This window comes from Synechocystis sp. PCC 7509 (assembly GCF_000332075.2).
Taxonomy (GTDB): domain Bacteria; phylum Cyanobacteriota; class Cyanobacteriia; order Cyanobacteriales; family Chroococcidiopsidaceae; genus Aliterella.
The window spans coordinates 2324330-2340922 of record NZ_ALVU02000001.1; the positions used below are offsets into that span (position 1 = coordinate 2324330).

16 protein-coding genes are annotated in these 16593 nt (G+C 41.2%); 10 read left to right on the forward strand and 6 right to left on the reverse strand.

From position 1 onward, the window contains the following. Window positions 1–12: 12 nt before the first annotated feature. The 3 genes from SYN7509_RS27620 (at window position 13) to SYN7509_RS0211725 (ending at window position 7668) form a co-directional block, all read left to right on the forward strand. A complete protein-coding gene (locus SYN7509_RS27620) occupies window positions 13–3543 on the forward strand; it encodes a methyl-accepting chemotaxis protein (protein ID WP_009632834.1) in 3531 nt (1176 codons plus the stop codon). Between the two features lie 73 nt (window positions 3544–3616). Next, window positions 3617–7126 carry a hybrid sensor histidine kinase/response regulator gene (locus SYN7509_RS0211720; RefSeq protein WP_009632835.1) on the forward strand — a complete coding sequence of 1170 codons (3510 nt, stop codon included), beginning with the start codon at window positions 3617–3619 and terminating at the stop codon, window positions 7124–7126. A gap of 29 nt (window positions 7127–7155) precedes the next feature. Continuing rightward, window positions 7156–7668 (forward strand): chemotaxis protein CheW, encoded by a 513-nt coding sequence (locus tag SYN7509_RS0211725; protein WP_009632836.1) that lies wholly within the window; start codon window positions 7156–7158, stop codon window positions 7666–7668. 159 nt (window positions 7669–7827) lie between these two features. Here the strand turns inward: SYN7509_RS0211725 and SYN7509_RS30680 are convergent, their stop codons facing one another. The 5 genes from SYN7509_RS30680 to SYN7509_RS0211745 are packed head-to-tail and all read right to left on the reverse strand — an operon-like array spanning window position 7828 to window position 9431. Continuing rightward, window positions 7828–8034, reverse strand: coding sequence for a type II toxin-antitoxin system VapC family toxin (locus tag SYN7509_RS30680; RefSeq protein WP_009632837.1), 207 nt, complete (start codon window positions 8032–8034; stop codon window positions 7828–7830). Further along, window positions 8021–8251 (reverse strand): type II toxin-antitoxin system VapC family toxin, encoded by a 231-nt coding sequence (locus SYN7509_RS30685; protein ID WP_009632838.1) that lies wholly within the window; start codon window positions 8249–8251, stop codon window positions 8021–8023. The genes SYN7509_RS30680 and SYN7509_RS30685 overlap by 14 nt, the downstream gene beginning before the upstream one ends. Continuing rightward, on the reverse strand, window positions 8251–8595 hold the full coding sequence (locus SYN7509_RS0211735) for a hypothetical protein (RefSeq protein WP_009632839.1): 345 nt from the start codon (window positions 8593–8595) through the stop codon (window positions 8251–8253). Before SYN7509_RS0211735 ends, SYN7509_RS30685 begins: the two co-directional genes overlap by 1 nt. A gap of 18 nt (window positions 8596–8613) precedes the next feature. After that, window positions 8614–8922 (reverse strand): hypothetical protein, encoded by a 309-nt coding sequence (locus SYN7509_RS25780; protein WP_009632840.1) that lies wholly within the window; start codon window positions 8920–8922, stop codon window positions 8614–8616. A gap of 2 nt (window positions 8923–8924) precedes the next feature. Continuing rightward, window positions 8925–9431 (reverse strand): hypothetical protein, encoded by a 507-nt coding sequence (locus SYN7509_RS0211745; protein WP_009632841.1) that lies wholly within the window; start codon window positions 9429–9431, stop codon window positions 8925–8927. Between the two features lie 260 nt (window positions 9432–9691). Here SYN7509_RS0211745 and SYN7509_RS31550 point away from each other — a divergent pair, with 260 nt between their 5' ends. The 6 genes from SYN7509_RS31550 to SYN7509_RS0211775 all read left to right on the forward strand — a co-directional run bounded on the left by SYN7509_RS31550 (window position 9692) and on the right by SYN7509_RS0211775 (window position 14913). After that, window positions 9692–10315, forward strand: a complete 624-nt coding sequence (locus SYN7509_RS31550) for a type IV pilin-like G/H family protein (protein WP_009632842.1) — start codon at window positions 9692–9694, stop codon at window positions 10313–10315. Window positions 10316–10485: 170 nt separating this feature from the next. Next, window positions 10486–11004, forward strand: coding sequence for a type IV pilin-like G/H family protein (locus SYN7509_RS25790; protein WP_009632843.1), 519 nt, complete (start codon window positions 10486–10488; stop codon window positions 11002–11004). 63 nt (window positions 11005–11067) lie between these two features. After that, window positions 11068–13287, forward strand: coding sequence for an O-linked N-acetylglucosamine transferase, SPINDLY family protein (locus tag SYN7509_RS0211760; protein WP_051482581.1), 2220 nt, complete (start codon window positions 11068–11070; stop codon window positions 13285–13287). Between the two features lie 2 nt (window positions 13288–13289). Then, window positions 13290–13622 (forward strand): type II toxin-antitoxin system prevent-host-death family antitoxin, encoded by a 333-nt coding sequence (locus SYN7509_RS25795; protein ID WP_009632845.1) that lies wholly within the window; start codon window positions 13290–13292, stop codon window positions 13620–13622. Window positions 13623–13742: 120 nt separating this feature from the next. Then, window positions 13743–14045, forward strand: coding sequence for a hypothetical protein (locus SYN7509_RS0211770; RefSeq protein WP_009632846.1), 303 nt, complete (start codon window positions 13743–13745; stop codon window positions 14043–14045). Window positions 14046–14106: 61 nt separating this feature from the next. Continuing rightward, window positions 14107–14913 carry a hypothetical protein gene (locus tag SYN7509_RS0211775; RefSeq protein WP_009632847.1) on the forward strand — a complete coding sequence of 269 codons (807 nt, stop codon included), beginning with the start codon at window positions 14107–14109 and terminating at the stop codon, window positions 14911–14913. 16 nt (window positions 14914–14929) lie between these two features. Here the strand turns inward: SYN7509_RS0211775 and SYN7509_RS0211780 are convergent, their stop codons facing one another. Continuing rightward, window positions 14930–15910 (reverse strand): FkbM family methyltransferase, encoded by a 981-nt coding sequence (locus SYN7509_RS0211780; RefSeq protein WP_009632848.1) that lies wholly within the window; start codon window positions 15908–15910, stop codon window positions 14930–14932. Window positions 15911–16036: 126 nt separating this feature from the next. Between SYN7509_RS0211780 and SYN7509_RS0211785 the strand changes: the two genes are divergently transcribed. After that, the gene (locus SYN7509_RS0211785; protein WP_009632849.1) at window positions 16037–16567 is read left to right on the forward strand and encodes a class I SAM-dependent methyltransferase; all 531 of its coding nucleotides are present in this window, start codon (window positions 16037–16039) and stop codon (window positions 16565–16567) included. Window positions 16568–16593: the final 26 nt, after the last annotated feature.

Sequence of the window (16593 nt, forward strand, 5' to 3'; positions counted from 1 at the left end):
AGAGTAACCACCATGTTAGAGCAGCGTCTTAAAAAACCTATCAATAACAGCAACACCACCAACGGCAACCAAGCATCAATAAAAAGTGCCGAAGCATTAAGCGCAAAGTTGCCGTTACTACCACCAGTGAAGTCTTCTACTTCTTTGTGGGAGCGGTTAATTCAACCCTGGAACAACTTAAACTTTCAAACCAAGCTGGCTTTGCTGTTAATAGTTAGTACGGCTGTGCCAGTAATTGCAGTCACTCAAGGACTCACTTCTATCAACCAAAAGCGTGAGTTTGGGCAACTAAAAGAAAGTCTGCAAAAGGATGGACGAGCCTTTGCTGGGGAGTACGTTCTCTGGACGCAGGTAGAAAGTCAATCCCAAGCCCAAAACTTAGCTAATCTGCTCCAGGCTACCAAAATTGATTTAAGTAACCCTCAGCAAGTATTAGCTAACCAGCAATTGTTGAGAAACTCCTTAATCTTTGAAAATGGCGAAGATCCCGAATCCAGCAAAAACTTTCAAATTTTTACCGATGCTCAAGGTAGAACGGTTGCTCAAAATATCAAAGTTATCGAAGATACTTCTAATAACACCCCATTACCTGTAAAAACAGGAGTTTTAACTCCGCAAAAATATCGCTCAGTGTCTTTGCCAACAGGAATTAATCTGGGAAATATTCCCATTGTGAAAAATGCTCTGCAAACTGGTCGTCCATTAGATGGCATAGAGTTAATTAAAAGCGAACCTCTCCAACTATTAGGGTTAGATAAACAAGCAAATATTGGTTTGCGATCGCAACCTACCGCCAATCTTCCCGTTGCCAAGCAACCATCTCCTCAAGGAACTTATGATATTGATGGTGGCAATACAGGCTTAGTTAGCATGGCGGTTTATCCCGTCAAAATTAATAACAAGTTAGTAGGAACAGTCATTGTTGGCTCGATGCTTAACCGCAACTACGGTTTAGTCGATAAATTTTCTCAAAACTACAACGTACCTACAGCCACAGTGTTTGCTCAAGACTGGCGGGTAACTTCTAACGTTCCCTACAGCGATGGTAAAACTAGAGCTATTGGAACGCGGGTTGCTAGAGAAGTTGCCGAGAAAGTTCTCAATCAGGGGCAAGATTTTAGCGGACAAACTAATATTGTTGGTAAAAATTACCTGACGTTTTATACCCCAATCTACGATCATCAAAAAGCACTCAATCCAAGCCAAGCGAAGCCTGTAGGCATAGTCTACATTGGAACTTCACTAGCTGAGGTAGAGAGTTTAGCGAAAAATCAACAACTAACGGCTTACGGTATTGGCGGCGGATTATTGCTATTGATTAGTTTAATTTCTATTCCGGTAGCTGGTTCTTTCTCGCGATCGCTCAAGCGTCTATCTGTTTTTGCCCAAAAGGTAGGAGATGGAGAACAAGGACTACGATTAGAAACAACGGAGCGCGCTGATGAAATTGGTGTTCTTACTCAAGAATTAAATCAGATGGCGGCTAGTATTGACACTAACTTGGATAGCCGTCGCCTTGAAGCAGAACGAGCCAGATTTTTTACAGAAATTGCCACCGCTCGTAATGCTGATGAAAAAGCTATATTTAACCAAGCTCTTACAGGTGCTAGAGAAATTCTGCAAGTAGATCGTGTAGTTATCTATCGCTTTAATTCTGATTGGAGTGGTTATATCTTAAGTGAGTCAGTATTACCTGGCTTTCCTCGCGCTCTCAATAACAAAATTGAAGATGCTTGTATCAGTCAAGAGCTAATTGCAGCTTACAAACAAGGTCGGGTTGTCCCCACTAACAACGTATATGAAGCAGGTTTTCATCCCAAACATTTGCAATTAATGGACAAGTTGCAAATCAAAGCCAATTTAGTTACACCGATTGTTCAAGGAGAAGAATTATTTGGCTTACTGATTGCTCACAACTGTCAAAATACTCACGAATGGCAGCCGCTAGAAATTGACTTTTTGACCCAAATGTCTGCTCAGTTAGGACTAATCCTCGATCGCGTAAACTCCTTAAAGCAAACCCAAGCTGCCGCCGATCGTGCAGGTTTAGTTAGAGACATCACAGTAAAACTAGCTCAAGCGACTCAAGCAGACAATATTTTTGACACTGCTGTAACAGAGATTCGCACTGCTTTAAAAAGCGATCGCGTAGTTATCTATAGTTTTAACGACAAGTGGCAAGGTACTGTTACCGCCGAATCGGTAGACGCAAGTTTCCCTAAAGCAATGGGAGCCAAAATCGACGATCCCTGCTTTGCTGACAAATATGTACAACGTTACAAGGGTGGTAGAGTCCAAGCTACCAACAACATCTACAAAGCTGGATTAACCGAGTGTTACCTCAAGCAACTCTCGATCTTTGCTGTCCAAGCCAACTTAGTTGCGCCAATTTTACAAAACGGTCAATTGCTCGGTTTACTAATTGCTCATCAATGCTCCGCTCCCCGCAACTGGCAGCAAGGAGATATTGACTTATTCTCTCAGCTAGCAACCCAAATCGGTTTTGCCCTCGACCGTGCTAACTTGCTTGAACAGCAAAAAACAGGTAAAGAATTACTACAAAAACGAGCGCTACAACTACTTATTGAAGTAGACCCATTGAGCCGAGGCGACTTAACCATCCGCGCCAACGTGACAGAAGATGAAATTGGGACAGTAGCTGACTCTTATAACTCTACAATTAGTAGTTTGCGGAAAATTGTAACTCAAGTACAACAAGCCGCTATTCAAGTAGCCGCCACTACTACCAATAACCAAGACTCGGTACAAGGACTATCAACCGAAGCTGCGCGTCAAACGGAAGAAATTGCTTCCGCTTTAGCACAAATTGCCAAAATGGCTACTTCCATTCGCGCCGTAGCTGCTAACGCTTCTCAAGCTGAAGCGGCGGTACAACGAGCCACCAATACAGTAGAAGCGGGAGACTTGGCAATGAACCGAACTGTAGACGGGATCTTGGCAATTCGCGAAACGGTAGCGGAAACCTCGAAAAAAGTAAAACGCTTGGGCGAATCTTCGCAAAAGATTTCGCAAGTAGTAAACTTAATTGGTCGATTTGCTGCTCAAACAAACTTACTGGCGCTCAAAGCTTCCATTGAAGCAGCCAGAGCCGGAGAAGAAGGACGAGGATTTGCGGTACTAGCTGATGAAGTTCGAGTCTTAGCAAGGCAATCAGCCGACGCAACCGGAGACATTGAAGCGCTGGTAAAAGATATTCAAACAGAAACTAGCGCTGTAGAAGCGGCAATGGCAACCGGAACAGAGCAGGTAGTTACCGGAACGCGCCTAGTAGACGAGACTCGCCAAAGCTTAAACAAAATTACTGCCGTTAGTAGCGAGATTAGCCAATTAGTAGCGGCGATCGCATCGGCAGCAACCCTCCAGTCTGAAGCCTCAGACTCGGTAACGCACACAATGACCGACGTAGCCGCGATCGCTGGCAAAACCTCAACGGAAGTTGATTCGGTATCGGCTTCCTTTAATGACCTTTTAGTTGTGGCTCAAGAATTGAGTGCGAGTGTGGGTCAGTTTAAAGTCAGTTAAAAGAGTGGGGCAATTGCCGCCGCTATTGCCCTTCTTTATCGCCCAATATATTTATAAAAACCTGGTATTTAATATGGCAATCGATGCTGATATCCGCGACCACGCCTATCAATTTTTTATTCAAGAAGCGCCAGAGCTATTACAGTTAATCGAATCAGAGTTATTAACGGTAAAGAGCGATCGCAGTGTCTCTAAAGTTCATAATATGATGCGGGCGGCTCACTCCATTAAAGGGGGAGCAGCTAGTGTTGGGCTAGATACGATCAAAACTTTGGCTCATAGCTTAGAAGATATTTTTAAAGCTCTCCACCACCAAGAATTAGTCATTGATGACAAAATAGAAGGCTTGTTGCTCCAAGCTTATGACTGTCTGCGCGTACCTTTAATGGAACAGTTAGAGACAGGTTATTTTGACCCAGAGCAGGCAATGAGCGCCGCCGAACCTGTTTTTACTCAAATTGAAGCTCAGTTAGGCGATTTTATTGGTGCAGAAGGGGACTTGCCTAGCTCTATTGATTTAGGAGTAGACATTGCTTTATCTATTTTTGAAGTAGATGTCGCCCAAGGATTGGAGCGTTTGGAAGCCGTTTTAGCTCATCCCCAGGAGGAAGAAGTCGCTGGAGAACTAAGAGCGCAAGCTGAAGTATTTTCTGGGCTTGCCGAACTGCTTTGTATGCCAGGATTTGGAAATATTGCCCACACGGCGATCGCTGCTTTGGACGCTCACCCCGATCGGGCTTTGGAAATTACTCAAGTCGCCTTTGCCGATTTTCAGGCAGCACGAACCGGAGTTATGAATGGCGATCGCACTAAAGGCGGCGAGCCTTCGGCTCAACTCCTAGCTTTGGCAAGTAGTGAGATACCCTTGCCAACCTCGCAACCAACCAAGTTACAGCAAACAACTACCTTTCAAGAGTTTTCAGAGTTTTCGCCGACAGAGTTATTCTCCGAATCAACAGCAAGCGCCGACACGCATTTCTTTATTGATGCTGAAGATAACAGCATGATGTTAGATGATATATTTGGCGACTTGTCAAACACGGCAGAAGTTGCACCAATAGACAATATTGAAGTTATTACCCCACCGCTAACTTTAAAGAGCGAATTTGTAGCACCAAAGCTCGACTATGCCGATCCCGATCCAGGTGTAATGAGCATTGATGATATGTTTGGGGGCTGGTCTGGTCTAGATACTACCGAAAATGCGATCGCCGCCCAGCTAAATCCAGCTAATAAAGTTGAAGTTGATCAAGATACAGCTTCGGTAGACGATATTTTTGGCGACCTAAGTACAAGCTTTTTAACTCCACCATCTCAAATTGTAGAAATTGAAGCAACGAAGGTTGAACCACAGCTAGATTCTCAGCAGTTTGTTCAATCCATCGAGCAAGTATTCGATCGCCTCCCGTTAATGGCAGAGGGAGACTTACCAAAGCCAGAAAACCCCATTGCTATAGTACCTGCAAAAGCAAATTTACCTGTTACTAAGCAAGCTGCAAGCCACCGGGCTAAATCTAATTCACCCCAAAAAATCGAACCAAAAGCAATTCCCACCGCCGCAAATGCTCAAGCACAGCAGCAACTCTCAGTCAGAGTTGACTTAGAACGACTCGAACGAATGAACAATACCGTCGGCGAATTGGCGATCAACCGCAATAGTTTGTCACTGCAAAACGAACAACTACAAGCCACTGTTCAAGACCTACTACGCCGATTTAGCCAGTTTCAGAGTATGGGCAACCAGTTACGCAATCTCTCTGACCGGATGCTAGTTTCTCCAGAGCGGTATAACTCCAATACTCCCGATCGCAAATCCAACAACGAACCGTCAATTGCTGCTGTAAGTGGAGCTTCTTTTCGTCCGGTAGATTTTGACTCGTTGGAAATGGACAGCTACGGCGAATTGCACTCTTTGCTGCAAAAAACCTTTGAGGAAATTGTGCAGCTAGAAGAAACTGTTGGGGACGTAGTGCTACTAGCTGGACAATCTAGCCAAAGCGTAGACAAACAACGGCAAATGCTTTCTCACCTGCGAGATGACTTGATGTGGGCGAGAATGCTACCCATTGGCGAAGTGCTAAACCGTTTCCCCCGGATGTTGCGCGATTTGTCTACAAGTTATGACAAGCCAGCAGAGCTAAAAATCAACGGTACAGGTGTTTTAGTTGATAAGGCAGCTTTAGAGAAGCTCTATGACCCATTGCTACACCTAATTCGTAACTCCTTCGATCACGGCATCGAACGCCCGGAAGTGCGTCGCGAACAAGGTAAATCCGAGCGCGGACAAATTGAAATTAAAGCTTATCACCAAGGTAGCCAAACCATTGTTGAAGTTAGAGACGATGGGCGGGGGATAAATTTAGAACGCATCCGCAGCCGGGCGGTAGAAATGGGTTTATTGTCGGCAGACAAAGCCGACCATGCGTCAACTTCTAACTTATTAGAATTGATGTTTGAACCAGGGTTTTCCACCGCCAACCAAGTTAGCGAACTTTCGGGGCGCGGTGTGGGGCTAGATGTTGTTCGCAGTCAATTAAGAAGTCTCAAAGGTAGCGTCAGCGTAATTTCCGAATCAGGAGAAGGGACTTGTTTTACATTACGTATTCCTTTGACCTTGACTTTGGCAAAATTATTAGTTTGCTTTGTGGGTAATAGTGCCTTTGCCTTGCCTTCCGACAGTATCAAAGAAATTTTGATTCCAGAACCGGAACAAGTAAAGTTTTCTGGGGGAAAAAGATTTTTACATTGGCAAGGTCGCATTGCTCCTGCCTATCACCTCTCAGAACTACTAAGCTACGCGTGTCCTTTATCAGAATCTATGCCTAGCCAAGCCTTGGTAGCTGTTCCTTCTCCCGATGACTGGGCAGCGCCGATGTTATTGCTTGAGCAAGATGGTCAAATTTTGGCGCTGGAAATCGATCGCTTGGTTACTGAGCAAGAACTTGTAATTAAACCAATGGGAGATGCGATCGCATCTCCAAGTTATATCTACGGTTGTACAATCGTCGGGGATGGTAGCTTAATTCCGGTTATTGATGGGGCGGCGCTGCTAGAATCTTTTGTCGGACATGGTAAACATAAATCTGTAACAATTGGTAATGCTCAATTGCCTATGGCAAGCGAAAATGGAGCAGTAGCAATTTCTGTGCCAGCTTTGCCTCCGCAAAGAATCATGACAGAAACAGTTTTAGTAGTAGATGATTCAATTACGCTGCGGCAAACTTTGGCTTTAACTTTTGAAAAAGCTGGCTATCGAGTATTGCAAGCGCGAGATGGACGCGAGGCGATCGAACAGTTGCAAAAAAATTCGGCAACCATAAACTTAGTAGTCTGCGATGTAGAAATGCCCAACATGAACGGCTTTGAATTTTTGAGCCAGCGCCGACAAGATCCGGTAATTTCTAAGCCGCCAGTAGTAATGCTTACTTCTCGCAGCAGTGACAAACATAGGATGTTGGCAAAGCAATTAGGCGCTAGAGACTACTTTACTAAGCCTTACATTGAGCAGGAATTTTTGAGCGCAATTTCAACTATTATCAAGCAGGAAAATCCTTTGGGAGTGCCTGCCCTGAGCGGAAAATAATTATTTATTAACGGGGAGGCAACTAATTTATGAAAAATACTCTAGTCAAATCAAAATCTGCTAATTTGCAACAATCTTCTAGAAGCGATCGCACTGCATCGGTAAAAATGATTGTGTTTACAATCGGTAGTTTCGCTCTAGCTTTGCCTATTGAGATTGTCCACAAAGTTTTAAACCAAATTCCTGTTTATGGCAGTGGGTTAAATGGGGTAGGAGTTGCCCACGTGGGCGATCGCGAAGTTACGGTTATTGACTTGCATCGGCAATTATTTCAATCCAGCATCATCAATGAAACATCACAAAAAGGTTATTTGCTGATTCTCCATAGCAAAAGCGGCGAATTGTACGGCATTCCCGTAGCATCAGTTCCTCTGTTGATGGATTTACCTCTCTCTACTATTCGCGTGTTACCTGAGTCTTACCGTAACGGTGACATTCTCCAAATGGCTACTCATGTCTGTTATTTGCCGGAGGAAGAACCACCACTAACAATATTTTTAGTCAATCCTGAGCAAATGTTGCAAAGCAGTAGCAAGGAATAAAAAGTAATTATTGTTATTTATATAGTGCGATCGCATTTTTGGGGAAGTGCGATCGCACTTTTTTAGGCATTGTTGATTAAATGTATGAATTTTGGCAACGAGACGTTGCTTTATATTCCGTGCGATCGCTAATTTTTCGATGCTGCCTTTAATACTTTACTAAATTGTCCAATCTTCTACTTTTAAATTGGGGACTTTCTTAAAATCTTGCATATTTCTAGTTACAAGAACCCCATTATAAGCCAGCACAGTTGAGGCAATACGCAAATCCTGTGTCCCTATTTTAATTCTTTGAGCCTTGAGCGACTCGTAAATGATACAGGCATATGCATTATATTGAATTATCTGAAATTCAGATAATAGCATTACCGTTTCTACTAATCGCTGGTACGCGTTCGTCAATGCTTGGTCTGTTTTTTGCTTTAGCTTCTGCAACCTGTGCTAAACGTCCTCGCAGTTGTTCTTCGACATTAATTGCCGTCGTCGCTAAGGGTTCCGAATTTGCCCGCATGAGCGCAATAATTTGTGGGTGATTGCGTCCATACAAACTCAAATGGTCTGTATCCAAAACATAGAGATTCATTAGTCATCCGTCTCTGCATTCGCTTCGGAGCGAATCTGTGCCAATTTTTCTACCCAATCATCAAAACTGGGATCGTCAGCAAAAATTCCAGCTTGCTGCATATTCAAGCTTGAAAAATGCGGTGTAGTCGGCGGTTTTTGACTACCCCTAAGCTCGTTGGCGGCAGTTTGGGGAAGTTCAATAGTAATTAGCTTTCCCCTAGCAAGTTGAGTTTCTAAAGCTGCTTTGGCTCTAGAAACTGCTTCTTCTTCCGTTGCTCCGTACTCGCTAACTGTTGGCATTCCCATCACTAATGCCACAAATCTTTGTTCTGCTAAATTTTGAACAAATACCTGATATTGCATACTTAAATCCTCTCTACCTTATATACATATTTTGTAACAACGGCGAGTATTTTCCGGCGCGCGCAATAATAATGCTTCCCAATCTCGATTAACTCGCCGATTGAGAGCTACTACTAACCAAGGTGACACAGCTACAGGTTTTTCTTGTTCGGCTTCGTTTTCTTCAGTAGATAACAGCCTTGGTGCTGTTATTATTTCTTCTGGCGGTACTACTACCGATACAGGTGCTTGTGCTTGTTCAACTTTGGGCGGCGTTAGTGGATTTGTCAGTTGTTCTTCTGGCGGTACTGCACTTTCTTCTTCTGGAGTTGCTTCGGAATGCGTCATATTTATGACTGAGCCAATTCATTAGTGCTATCAACGATTGGTGTCAGTAATACTTCGTCAACTTCGTCACTAAAAGCCGCAGCGAGTTCTGGGCTAGAAATTGCTAAAGCACTCTCGTGCCACTCATGTATCAATACATCAAGCCTATCTATAGCTCCAATCTCCGATCCTACAAGGCGAAAAGCCCTCTCTAACTCTGTGATTAATTCATTTAGCTCCTGAGAGTCAAATACTTTCAGCCATTTATGGGGATGCTCCTCAGCAATCTGCTCTCCAAGCTGCAATCGGTAAGCAACGTTAACTATGTCAAACACAACTTTTGCTTGCGTAGCTGACTTTACCCAAAATGTCATATCATCACGAGGCAACAAGGCAAAATATTCATCGTTGCGAGTGATAGTTACTGGATGCTCTCTAGCCCGATCTAAAATTCGACCCGGTTGCCGATTTAACTCCGTAGCTGTAACTAATTCATCACCGTAAACACTACTTGAGGCAGAGATCACCATAGCCCAAAAGCCTCTTGCTAAGAGTCAAAATGTTCTTCAATTTATATAATTGTAATTATATACGTATTATTATACGTAAAGCCGCAAAGAGTTTTTAGCGATTAGCAACAGTGATGGCACAAAAAATCAGTGCGATCGCATTTTTTTATTGATATAACCTCACAAGGTAAAGCGATTTCAAACAGTGCTTTTACGGGATAACCACAAGATACTTACATCAATCAAGTATAATTACTGAACTTTGAATATAGGTGATAGGAATGTTGTTTGAGGTGGGTAAGTTATTAGTAACAGGGAACGAAAGCCACACACCACCCAACGGACACACTCAAATGAAAACTGAACTACAAGCCAAGTACATCCAATTTCTTAACAACAAAAAGAACAAAGACGGCAACAAAGGTTTCACCTTAATCGAATTATTAGTTGTAATTATCATTATCGGTATTTTAGCTGCGATCGCTCTACCTAACTTCCTTAGCCAAACTGCTAAAGCCAAGCAATCTGAAGCCAAGAACACTATCAGTTCTGTTAACTCTGCTCAAACTGCTTACCGCCAAGACAAGGCTGTATTTGCTGGTGGTACTAACGGCATGGCAGCATTGGCTCTTGGTTTGCCTACAACCACTGCTAACTACTCTTACACCTTTGGTGCTGCCGCCTCAGACCTCGTTGCAATTACCGCTGCAAAAACTGATGCTGCTCTTAAAGCTTATACAGGTGGAAGTGCAAGATATACGGATGCCACAGTAAGCGAGAGCATCATTAATAGCGTTATATGTGAGTCCAAAACAACAACTGTTGATGCTACTACTCCTACAGGTGGTACTACAGTCAAAGCTACTTGCAATACGGCTAACGCAGTTGAACTTGGTCAACCATAATAGCTACTAAAACCTATTTACTCCAAAGATAGCTGCCAAGCGGCTAAAGGCAACTCTTTTCAAGGGTTGCCTTTATTTTATGGATTTAATCATTCAGATAAAAAATTGCTTTAGTGGTAAGTCAATAAATCCACTTATGTCTAAATTACTAATTTATTCAAATAAAACTTATGAAACTACACTTTAAAGCAAAATATCTGCAATATCTAAATAATAATTTGACTCAAGGTTTTACTTTAATTGAACTTCTAGTTGTGATTATTATTATTGCTGCACTGGCGGCTATTGCGTTACCTAGCTACCTCAATCAAACAGTTAAAGCCAGACAAGCTGAAGCTAAAAACACCATTGGTGCTATAAATTCTTCCCAGACAGCTTTTAGAGTTGCCAACCCTAGCTTTGCTAATAGTATTGCTCAATTAGCAGTGGGATTGCCAGACGATACAGTCAACTACACTTATCAAGTTACCAGCACATCAGATTTTAGCCAAACTACTGCTCAAGCAAAAAATCCTGCTCTCAAAGGTTATTCTGGAGCTTTAGAAAGTTATGCTGACACTTACCAACACCCACTAATCACAAGCGTTCTTTGTGAAGCTGCCCTCCCTGGAATATCGCTACCTAGTGTACCTGCTCCTGGCGCACCTCCCGACTGTGCAACGGTGGGGATGGTGACTGTTGGTAGATAGTTTTTTTGAATTTGCTTACAACTGATGCAAAACATCTGGTTAGACGCTTAATTTGCTCTTATCATGGCATCATCCCTTTGTAATTTGCTAATGATGAATTTGCAAGCACAGACTTATCAATTGCTAAATGACGGCAACTATAATCAAATTGCAAGTCTTTACGAACAGGCTATCGAAACTGAACCTAATGTAATGTCTCATTACTGGTATCTGGGTTTAGCCTACTTACTGCAAAATTATGAAGAAGATGCCCAAGCAACCTGGATGTTAGCCATAGCCGAAGGCACACCGGAAGAAGTAGAAGAATGGACAACAGAATTAGTCAATATTCTCGATTTTGAAGCTCAACGGCAAGTAAATATTTCTAACCTTAAAAATAGTTGGTTAATTCGACAGCATATTAGGGAAATCACTCCAACTTTTGTTAATAACTTATTACACTTACTACAGCTTTCAATTGATTTAGATGAATTAAATCCAGAAATTTTTGAAAACTGGCAATTAGCAACAGTTATAAATCAAGCAGATTCAACAGAAATAGATACAGATTTATTGTTGCGGGTAATAAAAAAAATTATTAAGTTTCCAATTCCAGAAGTTTTAGAATTTGTTGAAGCTTGTCTACCTCATCAAGCCCAAAATCCCACGGCATTAATTGATACTATAATCCCCGTTGCGATCAAAGTTGCTTATCAAGCTCGAAGACCAGATTTTGCTGCCAACTTAGCCCAATTATGTCTCAAACTAGAGCCAAACCATTCAGAAGCATTGAGACATTTATCTTGTTTTTATTCCAATGCTAGGTTACATCAACAAGCGATAGAAACAGCTAAACGTTTTTTTACTAACTCTACTAACACTTCTTGGCAACTTCAAGGCAGTTATCTAATTTTACGCGCATTGCTTACTTGTGGAGCTTGGTTAGAAGTAGAACCCGTTGCCCAACGTCACAAATCCTTAGTTAGAGACTTGGTACAAAATCCACCTCAAGATTTAGAACCAAGTGAAGCTAGTTTGCTTTTATCTAGCAACTTTTTCTTGCCATACATTCAAGACATACCCAAAGAAACCCATTGGCTACAAAATCAGATTGGCAAAATATTTCAAGTAAGTTTACAAGCTGGTAGTTCTGATTTTGTGAATCTACCTTACACTAATACCAAAGAAACAACTAGACCTCTCAAGATTGGTTATATTACCCATGCTTTCGTGGGTCATTCCGTCGGCTGGCTGGGTCGCTGGCTAATCCAGTACCATAACAAAGAAGATTTTAAAACTAACCTCTACCTAATTCATCAAAATTTAGAAGAGTATGAGTGGTTGAGAGACAAAGTAGAAGATATTTATAACTTTGACTCCAACTATCAAGAAATTGCTAAACAAATCAAAGCAGACGAAATTGATATTCTAATTGATTTAGACAGTCTCACTCTAGATACAACCTGCAAAGTTTTAGCCCTCAAACCTGCGCCTATACAAGTTACTTGGCTAGGTTGGGATGCTTCGGGAGTTCCAGCAATTGACTACTTTATTGCCGACCCCTATGTATTGCCTGAAAACGCTCAAGACTACTACAGCGAAAACATTTGGCGCTTACCTCAAACTTATGTGGCGGTAGATGGTTTTGAAGTGGATGTACCAACACTACGCCGCGAACATTTAGAAATTCCCCCAGATGCGGTAATTTACTATAGCGGTCAAACGGGCTACAAACGCAATCCTGAAACAGTCCGTTTACAAATGCAGATTATTAAACAAGTTCCCAATAGCTATTTTTTAGTCAAAGGCAAAGCAGACGAGACATCAGTTAAGCAATTCTTCACCCAAGTTGCTGAAGCTGAAGGAGTAGATCCAAATCGATTAAAATTCATACCTAGAGATGAAAGTGAGTTAGTACATAGAGCAAATTTAGGCGTTGCTGATGTAGTTTTAGATACCTATCCTTATAATGGCGCAACCACAACCTTAGAAACTCTATGGATGGGCGTTCCTCTAGTCACAAGAGTTGGCGAACAATTTTCCGCTCGTAATAGCTACACTTTTATGATGAATGTAGGCGTAACTGAAGGCATTGCTTGGACAGATGAGGAGTATGTAGAGTGGGGTGTACGCCTAGGCAAAGAGCCAGAATTACGGCAACAAGTAGCTTGGAAACTGCGCCAATCGCGGCAAACTTCCCCTTTATGGAATGCAAAGCAATTTACCTGCGAAATGGAAAAAGCTTACAAGCAGATGTGGCAAAATTATATTGATAACTTGAGCCAATCTAGTGAGGGAAAGTAAGTATGTCTCAGCCATACCCAATTGAACAAATCTCTTTCAACTTAGACAAGATTCTTCAAGAAGTCGAACAAGGCGAACCAATACAAATTAGTTGGCAAGGTAAGCAAGTTGCGGTCATGCTTTCAGCATCAGAATACGAGCGATTGCTGAATAAACAAATAGGATTTTGGGAATCTGTAGAACAGTTTCGCCAAGAATACGAAATAGAAAAAGCTGATATCGATCCCGATCAAGTCTTTGCAGATGTACGAGATAAATTTACGACAAAAATAAATAATCATGGGCAAATTGAGCGGATGTTGCTAAATTCAGAGCATGAAAATGATTTTGTGTGATTTCAAAATCAATGTAGAGACGTTGCATTGCAACGTCTCTACACCAAAATTAGTACATCTAATCAGCAACGCCATTGAGTATCTATCCCAGTAATTACGGTCAATATCAGGATAAAAATAATGGAATTTGTTGAATTAAAACAACTTGTAGAGAGTAATGCTAAAAGTATTGAAGCTTTGGCGAATGAAAGCAGTCAATCTCTGCAAAGGTTTGAGCAAAGGTTTACAGTTTTGGGTAATGAAATTAGCGATCTTAAAGATACCGTTTTTACGCTTGCCCAAATAGCAAGCGACCATGAAAAGCGGCTTACACAATTAGTCGGCTACTCAATTACAGGCGAAAGCGACAGATTGGACTTGCTGCAACGTCTTCAAAAATTAGAACGCCGAATTAATCAACTAGAAGAAGGCGATCGCACGTAATTAGGAGAAACCGCTATAAGAATAAAATAGCGATCGCGCTGTCAATTAGGAGTTAGCAACGATGGGTTTTCAATTTAAGCAAAATTTTAGCCAACTGATAGGCGCGTCCGTTGCATCCCTACTATGCACGGGAGCAATAGTTGCTTTACAATTGCCTCAATTAACCAAGCTAAACAATAAAGCAAAAACTGCTTCAGTAGCAGATTTTCAAAAACAAGTAGAGTCCGAAAAGCTACAGTTGCAATTGCTGCGTAAAATTCCTAGCTTGGGATTTGATCGTGCGATCGCAGATTGGACTTTTATAAACTTCCTCCTCTATTTTGGCGACGACGATGCGCGGGAAAAAACTGGCTATAGTCTTAGCCCAGAATACTTTGAAGTAATTATTGACCGCGATCCATATTTTTTGAGGTCTTACTTATTCCTTTCTTCTAGCACAACTCTATATGCAGGAATGCCTGAAAGGTCGGTCGCTTTGATGAATAGGGGGTTAAAATCTCTGTCTCCTCAAATCCCTGCCAAGTCTTATTATGTTTGGCGCTATAAAGCAATAGACGAACTACTATTTCTTGGGGATGCTAAAGCTGCTAAAAACTCCTATACCAAAGCCGCCGAGTGGGCGAGTACCTACTCAGACGATGAGAGTAAATATGTAGCTCTTTTTTCTCGCCAAACCGCAGCCTTTTTAGCTGCTAACCCCAATAGTAAAATTGCTCAAATTACTTCTTGGACATCGGTTTTAGGCAATGCTTTTGACGATCGCACTCGTCGCCGCGCCATTAGCCAAATTCAAAAATTAGGTGGTATAGTTACGGTCACACCAGAAGGAAAACTTAACGTACAACTTTCTAAACAAGTAAGTGATTGAATACTCAATATTATTCTTACTTCAAATTACCTTCAGTAACATAATCTCTAATATTTGCTACCACAGCTAAAGAACTTAATCCTTGCTCGACTAAATCGGGAAACTGGCTTAAACTTTCCACAATATTATCAGCAAAATTGTATCCATTATTACCATAATTGAGGGTTAAATACTCTAGCAACTCTAAAGCGTAATCGCCAAAATTCATAATGTCCGCAATACAAGCTAACTTAAATATCTTTTCTGGTGTTTTTAAAGCTGTGTTTACCCCCTCACCAATTAAATCGCGGAAGTAAAAAGCATCTCCCCAAAGTATTTGACCAGGATGTGCATTTGATGTCACAGGCGATCGCTTACGCGCACGACGAGCAGTATACAAATCAAATAATGTAAATCCTTGTTTTCGCATAAAAGTATCTACATCTGCAAATAATGGTTGGTTTACATATAAATGTGAAAACTCAACTTCCACTTGCACCGCCAAAATACTGTTTGCTAATACTTGAGATGCACCTTGCAAAACCTGCACATCTGCCCCTTGAACATCTACCTGTAAAAAATCAATTTCCTTTATTCCTTCACTTTGACAAAAAGTATCTAAAGTTGTTGTAGGAATGTCTATAGTAAAATCTAATTCCATCACTTCATCAATTCCCATAAACCTCTGCAAATAATTTTCATTGGGTAAATATAAAGAACTGCACATAGGATGTTTTGTTACATACAATGTGCGATCGCCCTCGGATTCACTAAGCGCTAGAGGTATGTGTTTTTCATTCCAACTTACTTGTCTTACTTCAATTTCATTATTTGCTTGTTCGCAGGCATCTTCATCTGCATCAAAGCCATAAATAGATAAACGCGAACCAAATATATCCCATCCTTTACTAGCATAGTCATCTTCTTTTTCTAACTTCCGTGAGCCAACATTGCAAATTGTTAGATAGGTTTTATTTAAACGACCACTTTTGTTTAGACTTTCCAGAAAGATAGACATAATAATTTATTACTAATTCAATACAGATCGTTTGATAATTGAGTATACTAGCAGAAAATATTAACAAAAAAATTATTATGGAAAATACCAATTTTTCATAAATCGTACTAACAAATAAGAAATAAAATGAGTATAAAACTACATATTGGTGGTAAAGAAACCCATCCTGATTGGAAAATATTAGATGTTGAACCACGCCCAGAAGTTGATTATGTAGGCAATGCTTTAGACTTAAGCCAATTTCCAAGCGATTCTCTAGATGCCATTTATGCAAGTCACGTATTAGAACATTTTTTTTACAACATAAATAGTGAATTAATTACTACCCTCCAAGAGTGGCATCGGGTACTCAAGCCAGGCGGCAAACTTTTGATTAGTGTACCTGACTTAAAAACCTTATGCTGGCTCTATATCAATCCGAATATGATGCCGATGGAGCGTTACCACTTGATGCGGATTATATTTGGGGGGCAAACAAATATTTACGACGTGCATAAAGTAGGTTTTGATTTTGAAATCTTAGCTATGTACTTAGAAGATGCTGGTTTTGAAGCTTACGAGCAAGTAGCTGAATTTGGGATCTTTAATGATTGCAGTAATTTACGAATATTAGATACTTTGATCAGTTTAAATGTAGTAGCAACTAAATCGTCATAGCAACGTTCACTCCGAATAGATTAATT

What these genes read in the sequence shown, in the direction of transcription:
- SYN7509_RS27620 (WP_009632834.1), top strand. Translation starts at nt 13, where the DNA reads ATGTTAGAGCAGCGTCTTAAAAAACCTATCAATAACAGCAACACCACC.
- SYN7509_RS0211720 (WP_009632835.1), top strand. Translation starts at nt 3,617, where the DNA reads ATGGCAATCGATGCTGATATCCGCGACCACGCCTATCAATTTTTTATT.
- SYN7509_RS0211725 (WP_009632836.1), top strand. Translation starts at nt 7,156, where the DNA reads ATGAAAAATACTCTAGTCAAATCAAAATCTGCTAATTTGCAACAATCT.
- SYN7509_RS30680 (WP_009632837.1), bottom strand. Translation starts at nt 8,034, where the DNA reads ATGCTATTATCTGAATTTCAGATAATTCAATATAATGCATATGCCTGT.
- SYN7509_RS30685 (WP_009632838.1), bottom strand. Translation starts at nt 8,251, where the DNA reads ATGAATCTCTATGTTTTGGATACAGACCATTTGAGTTTGTATGGACGC.
- SYN7509_RS0211735 (WP_009632839.1), bottom strand. Translation starts at nt 8,595, where the DNA reads ATGCAATATCAGGTATTTGTTCAAAATTTAGCAGAACAAAGATTTGTG.
- SYN7509_RS25780 (WP_009632840.1), bottom strand. Translation starts at nt 8,922, where the DNA reads ATGACGCATTCCGAAGCAACTCCAGAAGAAGAAAGTGCAGTACCGCCA.
- SYN7509_RS0211745 (WP_009632841.1), bottom strand. Translation starts at nt 9,431, where the DNA reads ATGGTGATCTCTGCCTCAAGTAGTGTTTACGGTGATGAATTAGTTACA.
- SYN7509_RS31550 (WP_009632842.1), top strand. Translation starts at nt 9,692, where the DNA reads ATGTTGTTTGAGGTGGGTAAGTTATTAGTAACAGGGAACGAAAGCCAC.
- SYN7509_RS25790 (WP_009632843.1), top strand. Translation starts at nt 10,486, where the DNA reads ATGAAACTACACTTTAAAGCAAAATATCTGCAATATCTAAATAATAAT.
- SYN7509_RS0211760 (WP_051482581.1), top strand. Translation starts at nt 11,068, where the DNA reads ATGGCATCATCCCTTTGTAATTTGCTAATGATGAATTTGCAAGCACAG.
- SYN7509_RS25795 (WP_009632845.1), top strand. Translation starts at nt 13,290, where the DNA reads ATGTCTCAGCCATACCCAATTGAACAAATCTCTTTCAACTTAGACAAG.
- SYN7509_RS0211770 (WP_009632846.1), top strand. Translation starts at nt 13,743, where the DNA reads ATGGAATTTGTTGAATTAAAACAACTTGTAGAGAGTAATGCTAAAAGT.
- SYN7509_RS0211775 (WP_009632847.1), top strand. Translation starts at nt 14,107, where the DNA reads ATGGGTTTTCAATTTAAGCAAAATTTTAGCCAACTGATAGGCGCGTCC.
- SYN7509_RS0211780 (WP_009632848.1), bottom strand. Translation starts at nt 15,910, where the DNA reads ATGTCTATCTTTCTGGAAAGTCTAAACAAAAGTGGTCGTTTAAATAAA.
- SYN7509_RS0211785 (WP_009632849.1), top strand. Translation starts at nt 16,037, where the DNA reads ATGAGTATAAAACTACATATTGGTGGTAAAGAAACCCATCCTGATTGG.